General features: G+C 58.5%; 14 protein-coding genes and 1 pseudogene. 8 read left to right on the top strand and 7 right to left on the bottom strand.

Translation table 11 applies throughout. The features are described 5' to 3' along the window. Positions 1–93 precede the first annotated feature (93 nt). From ACH2ED_RS09610 to ACH2ED_RS09590, 5 genes and pseudogenes are all read right to left on the bottom strand, one after another. Positions 94–291 (bottom strand): annotated as a pseudogene (locus tag ACH2ED_RS09610) (sulfatase-like hydrolase/transferase); the annotation flags it as partial. Beyond that, complete coding sequence (locus ACH2ED_RS09605) at positions 292–1674, bottom strand: sulfatase (protein WP_395090539.1); 1383 nt, start codon at positions 1672–1674, stop codon at positions 292–294. Positions 1675–1717: 43 nt separating this feature from the next. Further along, positions 1718–3028, bottom strand: a complete 1311-nt coding sequence (locus tag ACH2ED_RS09600; protein WP_395090538.1) for a sulfatase-like hydrolase/transferase — start codon at positions 3026–3028, stop codon at positions 1718–1720. Continuing rightward, a complete protein-coding gene (locus ACH2ED_RS09595) occupies positions 3028–4386 on the bottom strand; it encodes a sulfatase (RefSeq protein WP_395090537.1) in 1359 nt (452 codons plus the stop codon). The genes ACH2ED_RS09600 and ACH2ED_RS09595 overlap by 1 nt, the downstream gene beginning before the upstream one ends. Before the next feature lie 137 nt (positions 4387–4523). After that, a complete protein-coding gene (locus ACH2ED_RS09590) occupies positions 4524–6014 on the bottom strand; it encodes a PEP-CTERM sorting domain-containing protein (protein WP_395090536.1) in 1491 nt (496 codons plus the stop codon). A gap of 177 nt (positions 6015–6191) precedes the next feature. Between ACH2ED_RS09590 and ACH2ED_RS09585 the strand changes: the two genes are divergently transcribed. The 6 genes from ACH2ED_RS09585 (at position 6192) to ACH2ED_RS09560 (ending at position 10602) form a co-directional block, all read left to right on the top strand. Further along, a complete protein-coding gene (locus tag ACH2ED_RS09585) occupies positions 6192–6998 on the top strand; it encodes a sugar phosphate isomerase/epimerase family protein (protein WP_395090535.1) in 807 nt (268 codons plus the stop codon). Further along, positions 6988–7734, top strand: coding sequence for a TolB family protein (locus tag ACH2ED_RS09580; RefSeq protein WP_395090534.1), 747 nt, complete (start codon positions 6988–6990; stop codon positions 7732–7734). The genes ACH2ED_RS09585 and ACH2ED_RS09580 overlap by 11 nt, the downstream gene beginning before the upstream one ends. A gap of 69 nt (positions 7735–7803) precedes the next feature. Continuing rightward, the gene (locus ACH2ED_RS09575; RefSeq protein WP_395090533.1) at positions 7804–8193 is read left to right on the top strand and encodes a BlaI/MecI/CopY family transcriptional regulator; all 390 of its coding nucleotides are present in this window, start codon (positions 7804–7806) and stop codon (positions 8191–8193) included. Continuing rightward, on the top strand, positions 8190–8984 hold the full coding sequence (locus tag ACH2ED_RS09570; protein WP_395090532.1) for a M56 family metallopeptidase: 795 nt from the start codon (positions 8190–8192) through the stop codon (positions 8982–8984). The genes ACH2ED_RS09575 and ACH2ED_RS09570 overlap by 4 nt, the downstream gene beginning before the upstream one ends. Further along, complete coding sequence (locus ACH2ED_RS09565; RefSeq protein ID WP_395090531.1) at positions 8981–9874, top strand: hypothetical protein; 894 nt, start codon at positions 8981–8983, stop codon at positions 9872–9874. Before ACH2ED_RS09570 ends, ACH2ED_RS09565 begins: the two co-directional genes overlap by 4 nt. Next, complete coding sequence (locus ACH2ED_RS09560; RefSeq protein WP_395090530.1) at positions 9871–10602, top strand: secretin N-terminal domain-containing protein; 732 nt, start codon at positions 9871–9873, stop codon at positions 10600–10602. The genes ACH2ED_RS09565 and ACH2ED_RS09560 overlap by 4 nt, the downstream gene beginning before the upstream one ends. Before the next feature lie 181 nt (positions 10603–10783). On the opposite strand, the gene ACH2ED_RS09555 is transcribed toward ACH2ED_RS09560, so the two are convergent. Both ACH2ED_RS09555 and ACH2ED_RS09550 read right to left on the bottom strand, forming a co-directional pair. After that, the gene (locus ACH2ED_RS09555; RefSeq protein ID WP_395090529.1) at positions 10784–12031 is read right to left on the bottom strand and encodes a Gfo/Idh/MocA family protein; all 1248 of its coding nucleotides are present in this window, start codon (positions 12029–12031) and stop codon (positions 10784–10786) included. A gap of 67 nt (positions 12032–12098) precedes the next feature. After that, positions 12099–13427 carry a clostripain-related cysteine peptidase gene (locus tag ACH2ED_RS09550; protein WP_395090528.1) on the bottom strand — a complete coding sequence of 443 codons (1329 nt, stop codon included), beginning with the start codon at positions 13425–13427 and terminating at the stop codon, positions 12099–12101. A 250-nt stretch (positions 13428–13677) separates the two neighbouring features. On the opposite strand from ACH2ED_RS09550, the gene ACH2ED_RS09545 reads away from it, so the two are divergent. Next, entirely contained in the window at positions 13678–14460 is a 783-nt protein-coding gene (locus tag ACH2ED_RS09545) for a sigma-70 family RNA polymerase sigma factor (RefSeq protein ID WP_395090527.1), read from the top strand. Beyond that, entirely contained in the window at positions 14457–15008 is a 552-nt protein-coding gene (locus ACH2ED_RS09540; protein ID WP_395090526.1) for a hypothetical protein, read from the top strand. Before ACH2ED_RS09545 ends, ACH2ED_RS09540 begins: the two co-directional genes overlap by 4 nt. Positions 15009–15023: the final 15 nt, after the last annotated feature.

Raw genomic sequence — 15023 nt, 5'->3', positions numbered from 1 at the left:
ATCTGATTTTTCGGGGAGAGAGTTTTGGGTTTTCATAACTCCCTCCATAGCAATTTTGGTTCCATTGGCAAAAAAAGTTACGGGACAAGATTAGGCTTGATGAGGGTAGAGCCCAGTTAGCAGCGACGCGCGGGTGGGACAGCAGCGGCCCGTGTTGTAGAACTGGGAGAAGCGCACTCCGTTCTTGGCGAGCGAATCTAAATTGGGGGTCGGAATCTCGGAGCCGTAGCAGCCCACGTCCGAGAACCCCATGTCGTCTACGAGAATCACAATGATATTGGGCTTTGCCATCTAATACTCCTCATCCTTGTCTCTTGCACCGCCCTTTGCGGCAGGCTTGTTGATCTTTGGCAGCCACTTTGCTAGCTCCGCTTTGACGTTTGCTAGCTCCGGCTTGCTCGCCAGGTTCGTAAACTCATACGGGTCTTTTATCTCGTCGTAGAGCTCTTCATCGCCGTTTGCGTAGCGGATATAGCGCCAGTTTGCATCCCGGACGGTGTGGTTGTTCTGGCCGTAGGTTGTTATTGCAGGTGTACTCCAGGCGGCTTTGGGGTTGGCGAGTAGCGTACGGAGATTGCTGCCCTCGACATGGGCAGGGCGTGCGATTCCTGTGAGATCGCAGAGGGTCGGAAAGATGCTCATGAAGTCCACGGTGCGATCACAGACGCCGCCGGGCTTGGTGACCCCGGGGGCAACCCAGATAAACGGCGCACGAACCGCTTCCTCCCAGAGCGCGAACTTGCGCCAGTGGGATTTCTCGCCCAGGTGCCAGCCGTGATCGCCCCAGAAGACAATAATCGTGTTTTCCTTCTCGGGCGACTTGTCGTAGGCATCGAGTAGCCGCCCGATCTGCTCGTCGCAGTACGAAATTGCAGCAAGATAGCCCTGGATCGCCTCTTTCCAGCGCCCGCTTTCGAGCATCTGGGCGTGGTCACCCTGGGGCTTGGCCAGCTTCACCCCGGCAGGAGGGACATCTTTGAGATCGTCTTCGCGGTAGCCTGCGGGAAGCTTGATCGTTTCGAGCGGGAAGCGGTCGTAGTATTTTTTGGGGACGTTCCAGGGCATGTGCGGCTTGTGCACCCCAACGGCCAGAAAGAACGGCTTGTCATGCTTTTTGCCAAGGTGCTGGATTCCGTAGTCCACAATTCCTTCGTCGGAGAGCGTGGAGTCATCGGTGAGGGGCTGGAACTTGATCCCCCCGACGCCATCGTTCTTGGCAGTTGGGTGGGCCGTTTCCTTCGCGGTGCGATTCTCCCCTGCCAGGTAGTCGCTCCACTCGCCAGGTCGGTGCGCACTGCTATGGTAGATCTTGCCTGCGCCAAAAACTTCGTAGCCCGCGCCCAGAAACTGTGTCGTCAGGGTCTTGTCTTTGGAGATCACCGGCTGCCACGGCTCGCTATTGTCGTAGACTCCGGTGGCTCCCGGACGCAAGCCCGACATGAGTGCCGCACGACTCGGGTTGCAGACCGGGGCGGCGCAGTAGGCTCGGGTAAACGTCACCCCCCGCTTTGCCAAACGATCAATATTGGGGGTCTTGGCCTGCGGATTTGCTCCAAGGTGCCCCACCCAGGCATTCAGATCATCTACGGCGATAAAGAGCACATTGGGCTTGCTCTGAGCCATCGCCGCACTGGTCAGAAGCGCGACAAAAGCAGCAATGATAAATTTTTTCATGTTGTAGAGTTCTTCGACGTTGTTTTCTTCTTTCGATGTTGCTTCATGGCAGTGTCTTGTTCCACGCAAGGAGCTTCTCGGTAAGCTGGCGCACTCTCTCCGGCTCCGTACTGGCTAAGTTCTTCGCCTCTCCCGGATCACTTCCGAGGTTGTAGAGCTGTGGCGCGGTGCCATCCGTCATGCTGAGCAGCTTCCAGTCGCCCTCGCGCACTGCCAGATCGGGAAAACGCTCGCCCGCGGGGCCGGGACGATCCGGGGGGCGCTTCCAGAAAATCGGGCGGCGGCGGAGTAATTGGGACTTGCCCAGAAGGGCATCGCTCCTGTCCTCGCCATCGGGAATATAGGCTTTGGGAAGCGTCACGCCCGCCAACTTTAGCAGCGACGGAAATAGATCCACGGACGTGACTACGGACTTCTCATTGACCAAGCCAGACTTGACCCGCCCCGGCCCCCAGACAATCAGGGGCTCACGAATCCCGCCCTCGTAGAGATTACCTTTGAACCCACGAAACGCTCCCGCCGAACCCGCGCCCGGCTCTGGGCCGTTGTCGCTGGCGACGATCACAATGGTGTTGGGAACCGTGTGCAGATAGCCCAGCAGCGGTGCAAGCTGGTCGTCCATGCTCTGCACCACAGCGTTGTAGAGCGTCTTTTTTGTCCCGTCGCTGCGCAGCGCTTTCTCCGGGAAGAACGGCGAGTGGATATCATCGAGCCAGAGATTGACGTAAAAGGGCTTCTTATTTTCCTGCGCCTCGCTCATAAACGCCTGGGCTCGCGCAGCAAACGCGCCGGTGATCTTGGCCCGCTCCATCCAGGTGATCTCTCCCCGCCCGAGCTTGTCGCTACCGAGGGCGTGCTTGGCCGGAGGCTTGCCGTCGTAGGTTTCCAGCAGTGGCAAAATCCGATCTCCCAGCCCTTCGAACTGAGTGAGCGAGGTATCAAAGCCGTACTCGGTGATCAGCGGCGCATCTCCCACATCGCGCTGGCCGCCCATGTGCCACTTGCCAAAGTGCCCCGTCGCGTAGCCCGATTTTTGCAGCTCTCTTGCGATACTAGGCGCTTTCAAATCTAGCCACTGCGCCATCCCACGCTTGGTGTTAGACTCCCGGTTCTCCAGAAACGAGTTGATGCGCCAGCGCTGGGGGTACTGCCCCGTCAAGAGTCCGGTTCGCGACGGCGAGCAGATCGGGGCGCTGACGTAAAACTGCGTAAAGCGAATGCCTTCCCGTGCTAGTTGGTCTATATTTTTGGTATTGACGAGCTTACTGCCATAGCAGGAGAGATCGGCGTAGCCCATGTCATCAATGAGTAAGAAGACGATATTAGGCGGTGGGGCAGCAATGGCAAGAGGCACTAGAGAGGACTCACTTTCACGGCGGGGTCTTTTGTCTGGCGCACCCACGCTTGGATTAGACTATAGAGCCTCTGAAGTGCTGCGCGGTGCGTAGAGTTCTCGGCAAGGTTGGTCAGCTCATCGGGGTCGGCCTTTGTGTCGTAGAGTTCGAAGCGGGGCAAAGTGATCCCGAAGCTCTGCGGATCCATCTCCTGGAGCACACGAAAGGCGAGTGGGAACTGCTCTTTTACCCGAACCGTCTCGTTGTAGGTACGATTGCCCCAGGGCTTGGGGTCTTTGTTATCGGCTGGTACCTGCCGCCACGCTTTGGGCGGCCCTTCGCGGTAGATCAGGCGGTAGCGACCATCGAAGACACAGCGCTCCTGCATGCCGGTGTTGGGTAGCGGGCCAAGATGCGAGATCTCGGCAAACACGGCCTCGCTTCCCGTTGCTCCAGGTTTATTTTCGATTAACAGGCGCAGGCTCTTGCCATGAATTCCTGATGGCGTAGGAATCCCGACATAGTCCAGAATGGTCGGGAGTAGGTCTACGGTGCTGACAAGTGCCTTCGTGCGGATCGGCTTTGCGTTTCCCGGCGGTCGGATCATCAGCGGCGTGCGTAAACCGAGATCGTAGAGCGACATCTTGCCATGCTGGAAACTCGGGCCGTGGTCGCCCAGAAAGATCACCAGCGTCTCGCGTTCGGTGTTCGTCTCTTTGAGCGCGGCCAGTGCCCCGCCGGTGAGCACATCAGCCTCCTCGATTCCCGCCAGATACTCGGCCCAGTCTTTGCGCACTTCGGGCGTGTCAGGCAGATAGCTTGGGAGCGTCACTTCCTCGGGTTTAACACGAATGGGCTTCTTGTCGCTATTGGGGTAGGGCCGGTGCGAGTTAGGGATGTTGTAGAGCAGAAACCAGGGCTTTTGCGTTGCCTGCGCCCGGCGAATAAACTCTGTGGCGGCTCGCTGGCTGGGATTGGGGAGGAACTCGTCGTAGGGGAATTTTTCGGCGGGCGTGACGTGGATCTTATGCATGACTCCCTGCCAGTAGCCCGCCTTGCTCAAAATCTCGGTGAGCGTCGTGACTTCGGCCTTAATGCGATTGCGCTTGTACAGCGGGACGTTCTTCTCCACCTCTGTAATCTCCGCCCGTTGCTTGTGGTAGTTGAGGGTGTTGTTGAGGATCCCATTGGCATGGTTGTACATTCCGGTGTAGAGTGCCGCCTTCGAGGCAGAACAAACAGGATAGACCACAAAGGCTTGCTCAAAGACCACGGCGGTTTGGGCGAGGCTGTCCATGTGCGGTGTCTTCACACCCGGCGTGCCCAGATAGCCCACCTGGGTACCCTGATCCTCCGTGAGAATGAGAAGAATGTTCATGGTGTTGTTGTCGTACAGGTGCAGATAATTGTTCAGTCAGCTTTTTCTCCTGCCCACTGGCCTTGAGCTTCTCACGTAGCTGGCCAAGCAAAAAAAGGGAGGCCTGAGCTGGCCTCCCTTTTTTATTGCGGTGCGAGCTACTTGCGCCGTCGTAGCCGCTGGACAAGCAGACCGCCTCCCACCAGGACGATCGCCACGGTGCCCGGCTCGGGAACAGATTGGGGGTTCTGCCCCGGGCCGGGAGCCGGGGTCGGCCCTGGATTCTGCACGGGCTCCGGGGTTGCAGCAGGCTCCGGAGTAGGCGCTGGAGTCGCAACAGGCTCAGGGGTAGGATTTGGATCTGGCACGGGCTCCGGAGTCGCAGCAGGCTCTGGCGTAGGTGCCGGGGTTGCAACGGGCTCCGGAGTGGGAGCGGGAGTCGCAACAGGCTCGGGGGTAGGCGCTGGAGTCGCAACAGGCTCGGGAGTCGGGATAGGTACAGCAGTAGGTGCCGGAGTCGGATTGGAACCCGGTGCGCCATTTGCGCTAAACTTCACTCGGAAGGCCTTCTGTGCCCCGTTCTCCGTGTAGTTGCCCGAGACATACCCCTGGCTATCCACCGAAGTGGCTTCGGAGGATGCACTCGCCCCCAGCCCTAGCTGTGTGTGCAGATCGTAGAACTGCCCATTGTCCCACACGAGAGCGTGGTTATTGTTGCTAGTGTTGGCCCCTGAGCCCACACCGACGATCAGGTTGCCTACGATCGCACGTGCCTCAGAGATGCCTCCGCCGCCTAGGTAGCTCGTTGGATGGAGGCTTGCCCCCCCACTAATGCCACTCCAGAGGTAAGCCTCAGTTCCGACAACACCCACGGTGCGTGCCGATGCGAGACCAAAGTCGCCGCGATCCACGGCAAGTGCCTTAGACTCAAGGTTACTGAGCTGGTAGGTCGAGAGGCCACCATCCCAGAGGAGGGCGCTCGTTGTCGCAGTCGTGCTCAAGAAGCCCTGACCCACGGCAATATTGCCGCTGATCCCTAGAGCCGCTGCCCACTCCACGGGGGTTCCAGCATCGGTCAGATTTTTAACGGGAAGAACAAAGTTAAAGCCGTTCTCCCAACGCATTGCAACGGAAGCGAGCAGGCCGCCCGTGTAGCCATTGCCAATGAGATCCAGACCGGTTCCTGCACCGTAGCCAACGATCTTATTGCCATCGGCGCTGATCCCCAGAGCAGCCGAGTAGCCGTCCCCAAAAACAGTGACAGGATGCAAGTCGCTCGCCACTCCATTGACCCAGATAAGTGCATGCTGTGAGCCGCCGGTACTATCTCCATAGCCCCAGCCCACGGTCGTATTGCCCACAAGCCCCAGCGCCAGGGAGGCGGAGTTATCTCCTAGCAATGAACCAGGATGCAGGTTGGTGATCGTGCCGCTGGAGTCCCAGCGCACAGCATTTGCGCTCGTGCCCGTGTCCACCCAGCCAACCGTCTCCCCCCCCGAGCCCCCAGCCGCATAGGATCCAGGGTAGGCGCTCGCCAAATCGGTAAAGAACGCTGTCGCGTAGGCTGCTGTGGGAAGCGCGAGGGGCGCGATCCCCAGTGAGAGCGTGAGAGCGGCACGGCCCCATGCCGGTGATGTGCGTAAAGACATATACTTTCCTTTCAACTTCATAACAAGAACACGAGAGCCATAAAAACCTGACTTATAGAACTAAACTAAACTGAGAGTATTCCTACGAGAGTATACGGCATTTAATTGTCCTGAAAATGCATATTAATGAAAAACAGGTATTAAAACGAGTGAGGAAAAATACGCTATAATCAGCGCATGATCAACACGCCTAGACGTCTCTCGGTTTCCACCTGGGCGCTCCATGAGCTTATCGGCACGGTCGCCCCGGGGCGACCCGGTGATCCTGATGCGCGTCTGATGCCGCCGCGCGAGGGGAGCACACTGAATTTGCTGCATGTCCCGCGTGAATTGGCAAAGCGTGGCATCAGAACCATGGAGCTCTGTCACTTTCATCTTCTCGACACAAGCGACTGCTACTTGGAGGAGTGGGCGGCGGCGCGGGAGGAGGCCGGGGTGGCGCTCTGGAGCCTGCTCATTGATGACGGCGATATCAACCACCCTGAGTTTGGCGATAGAGACCGGGACTGGATTATTGGCTGGCTGGATAAAGCCTCGCAGCTCGGCGCAAAGTGCGTGCGCATTATCGGGGGCAAGCAGCCTCTCACCGACACGTCCCTTGCGAAGTCTATTGCGCAGCTTCGGATTCTGACAATGGAAGCCTATGTGCGCGGGGTGCACGTGATGATCGAGAACTGGTTTCCAACACTCTCAACCCCCTCAGCGATCCACACTCTTATAGAGCGGACCGGCGGCTCCGTGGGGATGACCTTTGATTTTGGGAACTGGGGCGGCCCTGAGAAATATGAAAATCTCGCCCAGATTGCGCAGTACGCAGAGGGTTGCCACGCCAAGTGGGACAACGACGATGACTTTCTCCGGTGTTTAGAGATCACCCGCACGGTGAATTTTTCTGGCCCCTACACGCTGGTCTACGGCGCTCCCGGCGCTGTCTGGGAGAGCCTGGAGCGGCAGAAAGAACTAGTATTGCCCTATGTTGCCTAAGGATAAGCTCCTTGTGGTTGCCGGAGCGCTCAGCGGTGAGAAAATCCCACAGCTCTGGCGCATGAACCCCGATGGCTCGGCGCGCCTGCGCCTCACACACGAAAAGCTGCCCTGTCGCCAGCCGCGCTGGAGCGGTGATGCCACGAGTATTCTCTATGCTCTGGACACGGGCAAGACCAGTACCACAACGGGGGAGAGTGTTCTCACCTGGATGCGCTGCGCGCCCGATGGCTCCAAGCGCACACCTGCCAGTGCGCCCGAGACCGGCAGCCCCATTCTCAAGCTGGAGATCGAGTCGAACAGAGACTTAGTCACAGGCTTTCGTGCTCCAGGCGGGCCTCTGCGTAAGCTGATTCTTAGCCCTGCCGCCGAAAAATTCTGGGATGAGACAGGCATCAGTGGCGGGGCGTTAAACCTCATCGCGCTTCCGGGAACCACAGCCTTTGTGCTCGCGACGCAGCTTGCGGGCGGCAATCGCGAGGGCAAGTGGCACACGGCGCTCAAAGTTGAGGTCGCCACCGGACGCGCCGAGCCCTGGGGGGAGTACGGCTACAGCGGTTTTTGTGTCTCACCCGATAGTCGTCAGTTCGTGACCTGCTTTAATCGCATGGTGGATCGCAAAGAGGAGCACGCCGTCTGCATTGGGAGCATGGATGCCCCGAGCAATCTCAAGCGCATTCTTACCAGCCCCGAGCTCATCTTCGCCGACTGGTGCGGCGGAAAACGCGTCTTCTAAAAACACCCACTGCGAAAAAATTCGCATCAAACTCTTGACATCGGCGATTTAGTGTGCGAAAATTTCCGCATGCAGTTAACGGAGAAGCTAAGTAGGCGCGAGCGGCAGATTATGGATGTGATCTGGGCACGCAGCCAGGGGAGTGTTGCGGAGATTCAAGAGGCGCTCCCCGACCCACCGGGCTACAACACCGTCCGCTCCTTGCTGGGAATTCTGGAGAAAAAAGGACACCTCACCCACAAAGAGGAAGACGGGCGCTATGTTTATTTGCCCCTCGCTCCCGCCCAAGCCGTTGCGGAGGGAGCCTTAGAGCGTGTGGTCAAGACGTTTTTTGGCGGCTCGATTGAGCGCACGGTGGCGACCCTCCTACAATCCAAAGAGCGCAGCCTCAGCGACGATGACCTAGCGCGGCTCTCGGCGCTGATTGCTGAGGCCAAAGAGAGCGAGAAAGCTCCATGAGCCCTGTGAACCCCGTGCTGGAGCTAGTGCTCAAGGCCACGGTCTTGCTGGCACTGGCGCTGCTGCTGGAAGCTGTGGTGCTCCGACGGGCTTCGGGAAGGCTCAAACACGGCGTCTGGTGCACCGCGCTTCTTGCGCTGGTGCTCTTGCCTCTGACACTACTCGCCCCGCCGCTACTCTCGGTCACGGTACGAACCCATCCCCCGGCCCCCTCCCTGCCGCAAGGAAGGGGTGAGGCTGTTATCGCTACGACGACCTCGGTGACCCCTCAAGTACCCGCGCCACGGGAATCGGAGTCCTTTCCGTGGGAGAGCTTGCTCACCGTGGGCTACTTTATCGGGGTGGGGGGCTTGCTGGGACGCTTACTCCTCGACCGTGCCCAGCTCTTCAACCTCGCCCGCCGCGCCACACTTGCCAGCTCAGTACACTTCCCCTGCGACTTTCCGGTTCACCTGAGCCCCGCCGTCCCGACACCGCTGGCTGCGGGGGGCCGTACGGGTGTGCTCCTACCCGACTCGGCTCATGACTGGGACACGGAGCGCCGCCACGTGATCCTGCTCCACGAAGCCGCGCACCTGCGCCGCCTCGACCACATCACGCTTCCCCTTGCACTGAGCTTGCAAGCCGCCTGGTGGTTCCACCCGCTGGTCTGGCTCGCGATCTCCCGCTTCCGCACCGCTGCCGAAGCCGCCTGTGACGAAGCCGTGGTCGCTGCGGGTGTGAGCCCCAGCACCTACGCCGAGCACTTATTAGAAACCGCTAAATCCCTGAAACTGGAGACTACCGTATGAAACTCTCTCTCTACAGCGTCCCCGGAGCCGTGAAAGCAAGTGGCTTAGAAACACGCCTGCGCTCCCTGCTCTCCAAAACGCGCCGCCTGAATCCGCGCCTTGCCGCGCTTCTGGCAGTTATGGCGCTGGGAATCACAATCCCGATCCTTGCGGTAAGACCACTGAACACCACGGGGCTTGTTGTCAAGGCTCAGGAAACTCTGGTTTTACCGGAGGGAATTCGGGTGCGGATGCTAGGCTTTCGGAGTGTCGATAAAGCCTACCAGTCACAGTTTTGGAACACGGCGGGAAATCCCTCCGCGTCGCCGTACGCAAAAAACGAGCGTTTTGGTGGTCTCCCCGACCTGCAATCGCTGATTGAAATTCAGCTCCCCGCAGGCTCCGATGCAAGCGTGCGCTCACGCCACCTGGTGTCGTATTTAGACAGCGACGATCCCAAAACGGCGCGTCGCCATGTGGCCTTTAATCCGATCAATGCACCTGTTACCATTGGGATCGGCTGTGGCAAATGGCAAGTCGCCGCACGCTTCGATGCACAGGGGAAGCATCTTGCAGGCGACGCGGTTCACCTGCGCTGGGAAGGCAAAGGCGCGATCTGGGCGGATAAAGTTTCGGAGAGAAGCATGGCAGAGTTTGCTAAAAAAACCTGGATCTCCGAGGACTCGCTCCGTGACACCGACTCGCGCCTCGTTGCCCTAGATAGGTCAGGCAAGGAGTACGTCATCCGCTCCACTGCCTCGGTCAAATACCCAGAACATAAAATTATCTACTACGAGGCCAAGCTCTGGCCCATCGCCAAAGATAAAATCGTCGCCTACCGCTACGAAACCCGCCCCTGGACAACGATTCGGTTTGAGGGCTGGAAAGCCCCGAAAGGTGTAACCCCATGAAAAAGTTCTATAACCTCTACTCTGTTCCCTCAATGACGGACAGCCTGCCACTGGAGCGACGAATCTGCTCTCTGCTCTTGGGGCCTACGCGCTCGACTCTGCGCCACAACCTTCCTCCGCTGGTTTTAGCAGCCGTTGTTCTGGGAGTTCTGATGCCCCTACGTCCTCTCTCTCAGCCTGAAGCGTCCGTGGCACGGGCAGCAAGTCCCCGTGTACAGGCTCAGGACACAGCCGATCAGAAGTTCTTTGTTCTTCCTTTGCGCTACCAGGCAGCCGCTGATTTATTGACGAAACTCCAGGAAGGAGGCCCGGAGGCGCGGCTACAACCCAAAGGAATTACCCGGTTGATCGCCGAAGAGCGGACAAACTCCCTACTCGCTCAGGGAACACCTGAGGCGCTTGAGGCGCTCAAGGCGCTCCTTAAAAAGCTGGACAAAGAGACGATTCAGGTAACTATCAAGATGCGCCTTGTGCAGGATGGAAAAATTAAGGCAGCTCCGGTTATTAGCACCAACACCGACTCCCAAGGCGTAATTGAGATCAAGAGTGAGACTGAAGGGATGCGCTTTGCAATCACTCCACACGTCCACGACGATCACAAAGCCATTGCTCTACAAATTCAGTTCAACCAAGATAAACCCATCGAGAAAATTGTTAAGCCAGGCAAGGAAACACGGATCGCGCTCACTAATGGCGTACTTTTTGTCACTGCCACTCTTGATCACTAGAGAAGAAAGGAAGCCAAAATGAAAAAGCTCTATCAGCCCTACAGCAATCCCCGTAGCCAAGACAGACACAACAGTCTCAGCTCTTGGCAACCAAGGATGAGAAACACGTACAGTGAAGCCACAAGTGCCCCCTCCGGCAAGTGGAAGGGGCATGGCGCAGTCACATCGTTTGCAGCGGCGCTTAGGCCATCGGGTTCCAGTCTCGACCGTAGAGAGGGAGGATGCGGAAGTTGGCATCGCTTGCACCCTCGCCATGGAACTGGCAGGCGTCGGCGTTGAAGTTGAGCACCTTCTTGGGCTGCCAGGAGGCGATATTGCCCATCAGGACAATCTCCGTGAGCGGGCCGGAGTAGCCAAAGTGGGTGCTGCACTTGCCGGGCGTGGAGCCGTGGCCGGGGATACGGCCCAGCGCGACATCCACCCACTCGTGGTAGTGGCTCACCGACTCCACTTTGGGCGGGAGCTTCTCCACCCGCTTGCCGCTGTTGTCCCACACGGAGGGCGTCGCCCAGTGCGGCACCACCATTTTTCCGTGCTCCCCAACCACGACCGAGCCGGTATTGAGTTCCTCAAACAGCTCGGGCAGGAGGCTCTTGGCGGGGCGCGTGTCGCCGTGGTACCAGTGCAGTGCCACGGTGCGCGCTGTGTTGCGCGTCCCTGCGAGCTGCCAGGTGATATGGGCATTGTAGGGGTAGTTCAGCACATTGGGCGGAGCCTCTAGGTGGCTCACCACCGAGAGAGGGGTCGTCAGGCGCGTGCCCGCGAGTACCGGATCGAGGATATGGCAGGCCATGTCCCCCAGAGTTCCCGTGCCAAAGTTCTGCCAGCGCCGCCAGTTGCCTGGGTGAAAAGTCTCCGGGATAAAGCCTACTTTCCGGCTGACGCCACAGTAGAGATCCCAGTCGAGATTCGCGGGAGGAGGCTCGGCCATGCGCGGGGCAGGGACACCGCCCCAGCCCTTACCACAGAACGAGTGGATCTCCTGAATATTTCCCAGCACCCCTGCTTGGAGCCAAGCCATGGCGGTACGATAGGAGCCCTCACCGTGGATTTGGATACCCATCTGAGTGGCGGACTTTGGATGTTTCTCTGCAGCTTGACGTAGGGCGCGGCACTCCCCCACACCACGGGCGAGGGGTTTCTGGACGTAGGCATGGCGGCCCAGTGAGAGTGCCTTCAGCCCTACGGCGGCGTGCATGTGATCTGGTGTGGCGCAGAAGACCGCATCGCACTCCACGGTACTGAGCAACTTCGTATAATCTGCAAACCGCGCCGACTCAGGAACACCGTAGCGCTCCCCAAAGCGTGCCTGTGCTCCCTTATCCGGGTCACAGACCGCGACAATCTTCACCTCTTTGTGCGAGGCGATATTAGGCACATCCCCCCCCGCTTGTCCCCCACACCCCACCAGCGCCAGACGAAATGGCATAGAAAAAATCCTCCTGCACACACCATTCGGTGTGTGCAGGAAGATTTCCTTTATCGAAACGAGGGTCTTACCGGGGACCGTCAGCGAGAAACGCCTGCCAGCTTGCGGCATCTTGTGCAAGCTTCAGCTTGGTGTAGCGCTGCCCGAATCCATTGGCCTGCTCAATGTCAATCGTTTTATAGCGGCTTGGGGTGGGCAAGAAGGCGGCGATTCCCTGGGAGCTTGGCGTGAAGTGCTTCGTCGTGACGTTGCGGACAATCGCCGCCTTCATCGCAGTGCGCAGTACCGCCGTCTTACGCTTGAGCTCCGCATCGTTAACCCGAACCTCCAGCCGATCCAGGAAGTGCAGCAGGTCTTTATTCTCCAGGTACTCGTAAGACTGTGCATCTTCCCGTGCCAGGCTGATCTCGGTTGCAGCGCTCACTTTAAGATCCAGCAGAGTCGCGCCCAGGTCGTTCATTGCACTGACAATCGGCGCGACTTTTGCCGTCTCGACCACGGACTGCGTGATGCCGTACTGGTTGGCAAAGCGCGTTGCCGTGTCATCCGCGTAGTGTATCCCTAGCTCCCGACCATCCATCAGAGGATTACCTGCCAGCTTGCCAATGGTCAAGTCGTAGGCATATCCCTCACCGGGGGGGGATTCTTCGGAGCCGACGATATAATTGGCAGTGTTGCGCCACTCGTAGAGCACCTCGATCATCTGCATCAACGAGCAGTCCACGCTCAGCAAGTCCCATTTCTTCCCCTCGGGATGAACAATTGCCCCCGGCAGTGCAATCGTGTCAATATGATTGTTTGTGGTATCGTCGTAGGAAACGCCACGGGTGACGGGGGGCCGCTGTGCACGCGTCTTCACCGAGCGCCAGCCGGCACCGTGGTTCCAGATCACGAGGTTGTAGCGCTCCGCCGGGAATGTCTCCACGCCCCAGTTAATAAACTCCTGAAGGGTGCTAGGATCGCCCATGTCCAGATTATTTTTCTGGGACAGTACCTGGGAGTTGATTAGAGAATCCTCGCTATCACGGCGGACATAGAAGCGGCGGGTGTCGCTCCAGTCGCCGTTGGAGTTATCGAAGCGCCCCCCGATCCGCTTGAACTGTGTCACAATATTGACATCCGCTGTCGAGCCAATTTTCTCCAGCTGGTTCATGTTCAGAACCCCGTAGGTCTCCAGGTCATTTGCTCCGTTGATGTAGACCAGCACAGTCCATTTTTTCTTGGGCTGTACCCCCACACTCTTCTGCACCGTCCACCCCGTCTGCCCAACCACGCGGCCTCCCTCTAGCAGGTCCGCCGCCGGAGGAATAACGATCCCGCCGCCCCCTCCACAGCCCGGCAGGGCCAGTGTCATTGCGCTCACTCCCAGCAGAGAGAGTAACTCTTTTCGTGTCATGCTCAACGTCCATCTCCTCATCGCAGTACCCCTACTTCTAGGAATGCCTTTCAACACTTTCTGATACATTCCGCAAGCTAATGCTTCAAACTTCATGCCGTGTGTCTTTGTGACAGAGTCAGCGGCCTAACTCTATTATCGGCAGAGTTAGTTCCACAGGCTATAATGAAGTTGGTGTTTTCATCATACCTGGAACAAAACTCGTAAAAATACCTTTTCCGGGTTTTCCACTCCCCAAGCAGTATGCCTCATGATTGATGTACAAAAAACAGATCGCTGGGTCTACCGACCTCTCACCCGTACCCGAAAGGACGACGGAAACCTCTACCACCGTGAGCGACACGCCGAGGAGGAAATCCATAGGCTTTGCGGCCTCGGGCAGCGTACACGAAAAGAAGTGCTTCTGGCGCGGCACCCGGCAGGCGCTCCTGACCGGCTTCGGGAAGAGACCCTGGTCTATGCCTTGCGAGAGTGCACGACGAGAGGCGATGATGAAACGGCGTGGCAGCTTGCGGAGCTATTAACGGAGCGGGTGAGTGGACATATCGCCCGGCAGCTTGCCAAGTGGCGGCTCCCGGAAGCGGATGCAGACGATGTGACGCGGGACTTGTTCGCGCTTCTTTTTGATGCACTGTTCTCACGAGAGCCATCGGGAGAGTTCTGGGAAGTACGTTTCTGGGTTTGCCTGGACCGACGGCTCTGGAACTTAGTGGAGAAGCGGCAGGCTAGTTTAGATGTCCAGCTCAGTGAGAGTGCAGAGCCTGAGACATCGGAGGGCGGGGAATCGTCGTTGATGCGACTCGCCGAGAGACATCCTGGCCCGGAGGCGCTTGCGGAGTATAGTGAGGCACTGACGGTTCTGGCGGAACATGAGCGGCTGGCCGTTTACTTGAAGTACATTGAGGGGTTACCAGAAGAGAGTGATGACCCAGAGCGCCAGAGCGTGGCGAAGATTTTGGGAGTGACGGGACGTACGGTGCGCAACTATCTGCGCCGCGCCGAACAGAAACTGCGGGAGTGGAACGAAAAATGAACGAAGAACGAGCGGATGCAATTTTAACGGAGTTTGCTAGCGACGCCACTGCACAGGTGGGGGACTGGGCGATGCGCTACCCAGCGCAGGCCCGTGAGTTCGCCTACCTGGCAGCGGATCGCACGTTTGCGGCTCCCGCCTCTGATTCCTCCCGTGTCCAGTCTCTTGGCCTCTCCGTGCTACGCGAAAAACGCGCAGCCTACGGCACTACATTTATCAGCCTGAAGTCTGTCGCGGAGGCAAGAGGCCACACCGCCGAGAGCCTCGCGGCTGCGCTGAAGCTCCCCCTCGGGCTGTTCTGGAAGCTGCACCGACGGTTAGTCTCCTTTGAGACGATTCCTCAGGCGCTGATCCACCAGCTCGCCGAAAAATTAGACCATAGCGTGGAAGAGATCGCCCGTTATCTGCGCCAGCCCCCACAGCTCGCCGCCCGTGCCAGCCACCGCAATGACTCCGCCCCACAGGCTACACAAGAGTCTTTCTCAAACGCCCTGACTACCGACCCGGAAACCACCGACACCATGCGCCAGAGCTGGCCGACCCCCTAACCCCCGCCGGGCGGG

The organism is Armatimonas sp., from assembly GCF_043757465.1.
Classification (GTDB): Bacteria; Armatimonadota; Armatimonadia; order Armatimonadales; family Armatimonadaceae; genus Armatimonas.
Note: the sequence above shows the minus strand (reverse complement) of the source record. Positions and strands in the feature narration are given on the sequence as shown.

What these genes read in the sequence shown, in the direction of transcription:
- ACH2ED_RS09605 (WP_395090539.1), bottom strand. Translation starts at nt 1,674, where the DNA reads ATGAAAAAATTTATCATTGCTGCTTTTGTCGCGCTTCTGACCAGTGCG.
- ACH2ED_RS09595 (WP_395090537.1), bottom strand. Translation starts at nt 4,386, where the DNA reads ATGAACATTCTTCTCATTCTCACGGAGGATCAGGGTACCCAGGTGGGC.
- ACH2ED_RS09590 (WP_395090536.1), bottom strand. Translation starts at nt 6,014, where the DNA reads ATGTCTTTACGCACATCACCGGCATGGGGCCGTGCCGCTCTCACGCTC.
- ACH2ED_RS09585 (WP_395090535.1), top strand. Translation starts at nt 6,192, where the DNA reads ATGATCAACACGCCTAGACGTCTCTCGGTTTCCACCTGGGCGCTCCAT.
- ACH2ED_RS09580 (WP_395090534.1), top strand. Translation starts at nt 6,988, where the DNA reads ATGTTGCCTAAGGATAAGCTCCTTGTGGTTGCCGGAGCGCTCAGCGGT.
- ACH2ED_RS09575 (WP_395090533.1), top strand. Translation starts at nt 7,804, where the DNA reads ATGCAGTTAACGGAGAAGCTAAGTAGGCGCGAGCGGCAGATTATGGAT.
- ACH2ED_RS09570 (WP_395090532.1), top strand. Translation starts at nt 8,190, where the DNA reads ATGAGCCCTGTGAACCCCGTGCTGGAGCTAGTGCTCAAGGCCACGGTC.
- ACH2ED_RS09565 (WP_395090531.1), top strand. Translation starts at nt 8,981, where the DNA reads ATGAAACTCTCTCTCTACAGCGTCCCCGGAGCCGTGAAAGCAAGTGGC.
- ACH2ED_RS09560 (WP_395090530.1), top strand. Translation starts at nt 9,871, where the DNA reads ATGAAAAAGTTCTATAACCTCTACTCTGTTCCCTCAATGACGGACAGC.
- ACH2ED_RS09555 (WP_395090529.1), bottom strand. Translation starts at nt 12,031, where the DNA reads ATGCCATTTCGTCTGGCGCTGGTGGGGTGTGGGGGACAAGCGGGGGGG.
- ACH2ED_RS09550 (WP_395090528.1), bottom strand. Translation starts at nt 13,427, where the DNA reads ATGACACGAAAAGAGTTACTCTCTCTGCTGGGAGTGAGCGCAATGACA.
- ACH2ED_RS09545 (WP_395090527.1), top strand. Translation starts at nt 13,678, where the DNA reads ATGATTGATGTACAAAAAACAGATCGCTGGGTCTACCGACCTCTCACC.
- ACH2ED_RS09540 (WP_395090526.1), top strand. Translation starts at nt 14,457, where the DNA reads ATGAACGAAGAACGAGCGGATGCAATTTTAACGGAGTTTGCTAGCGAC.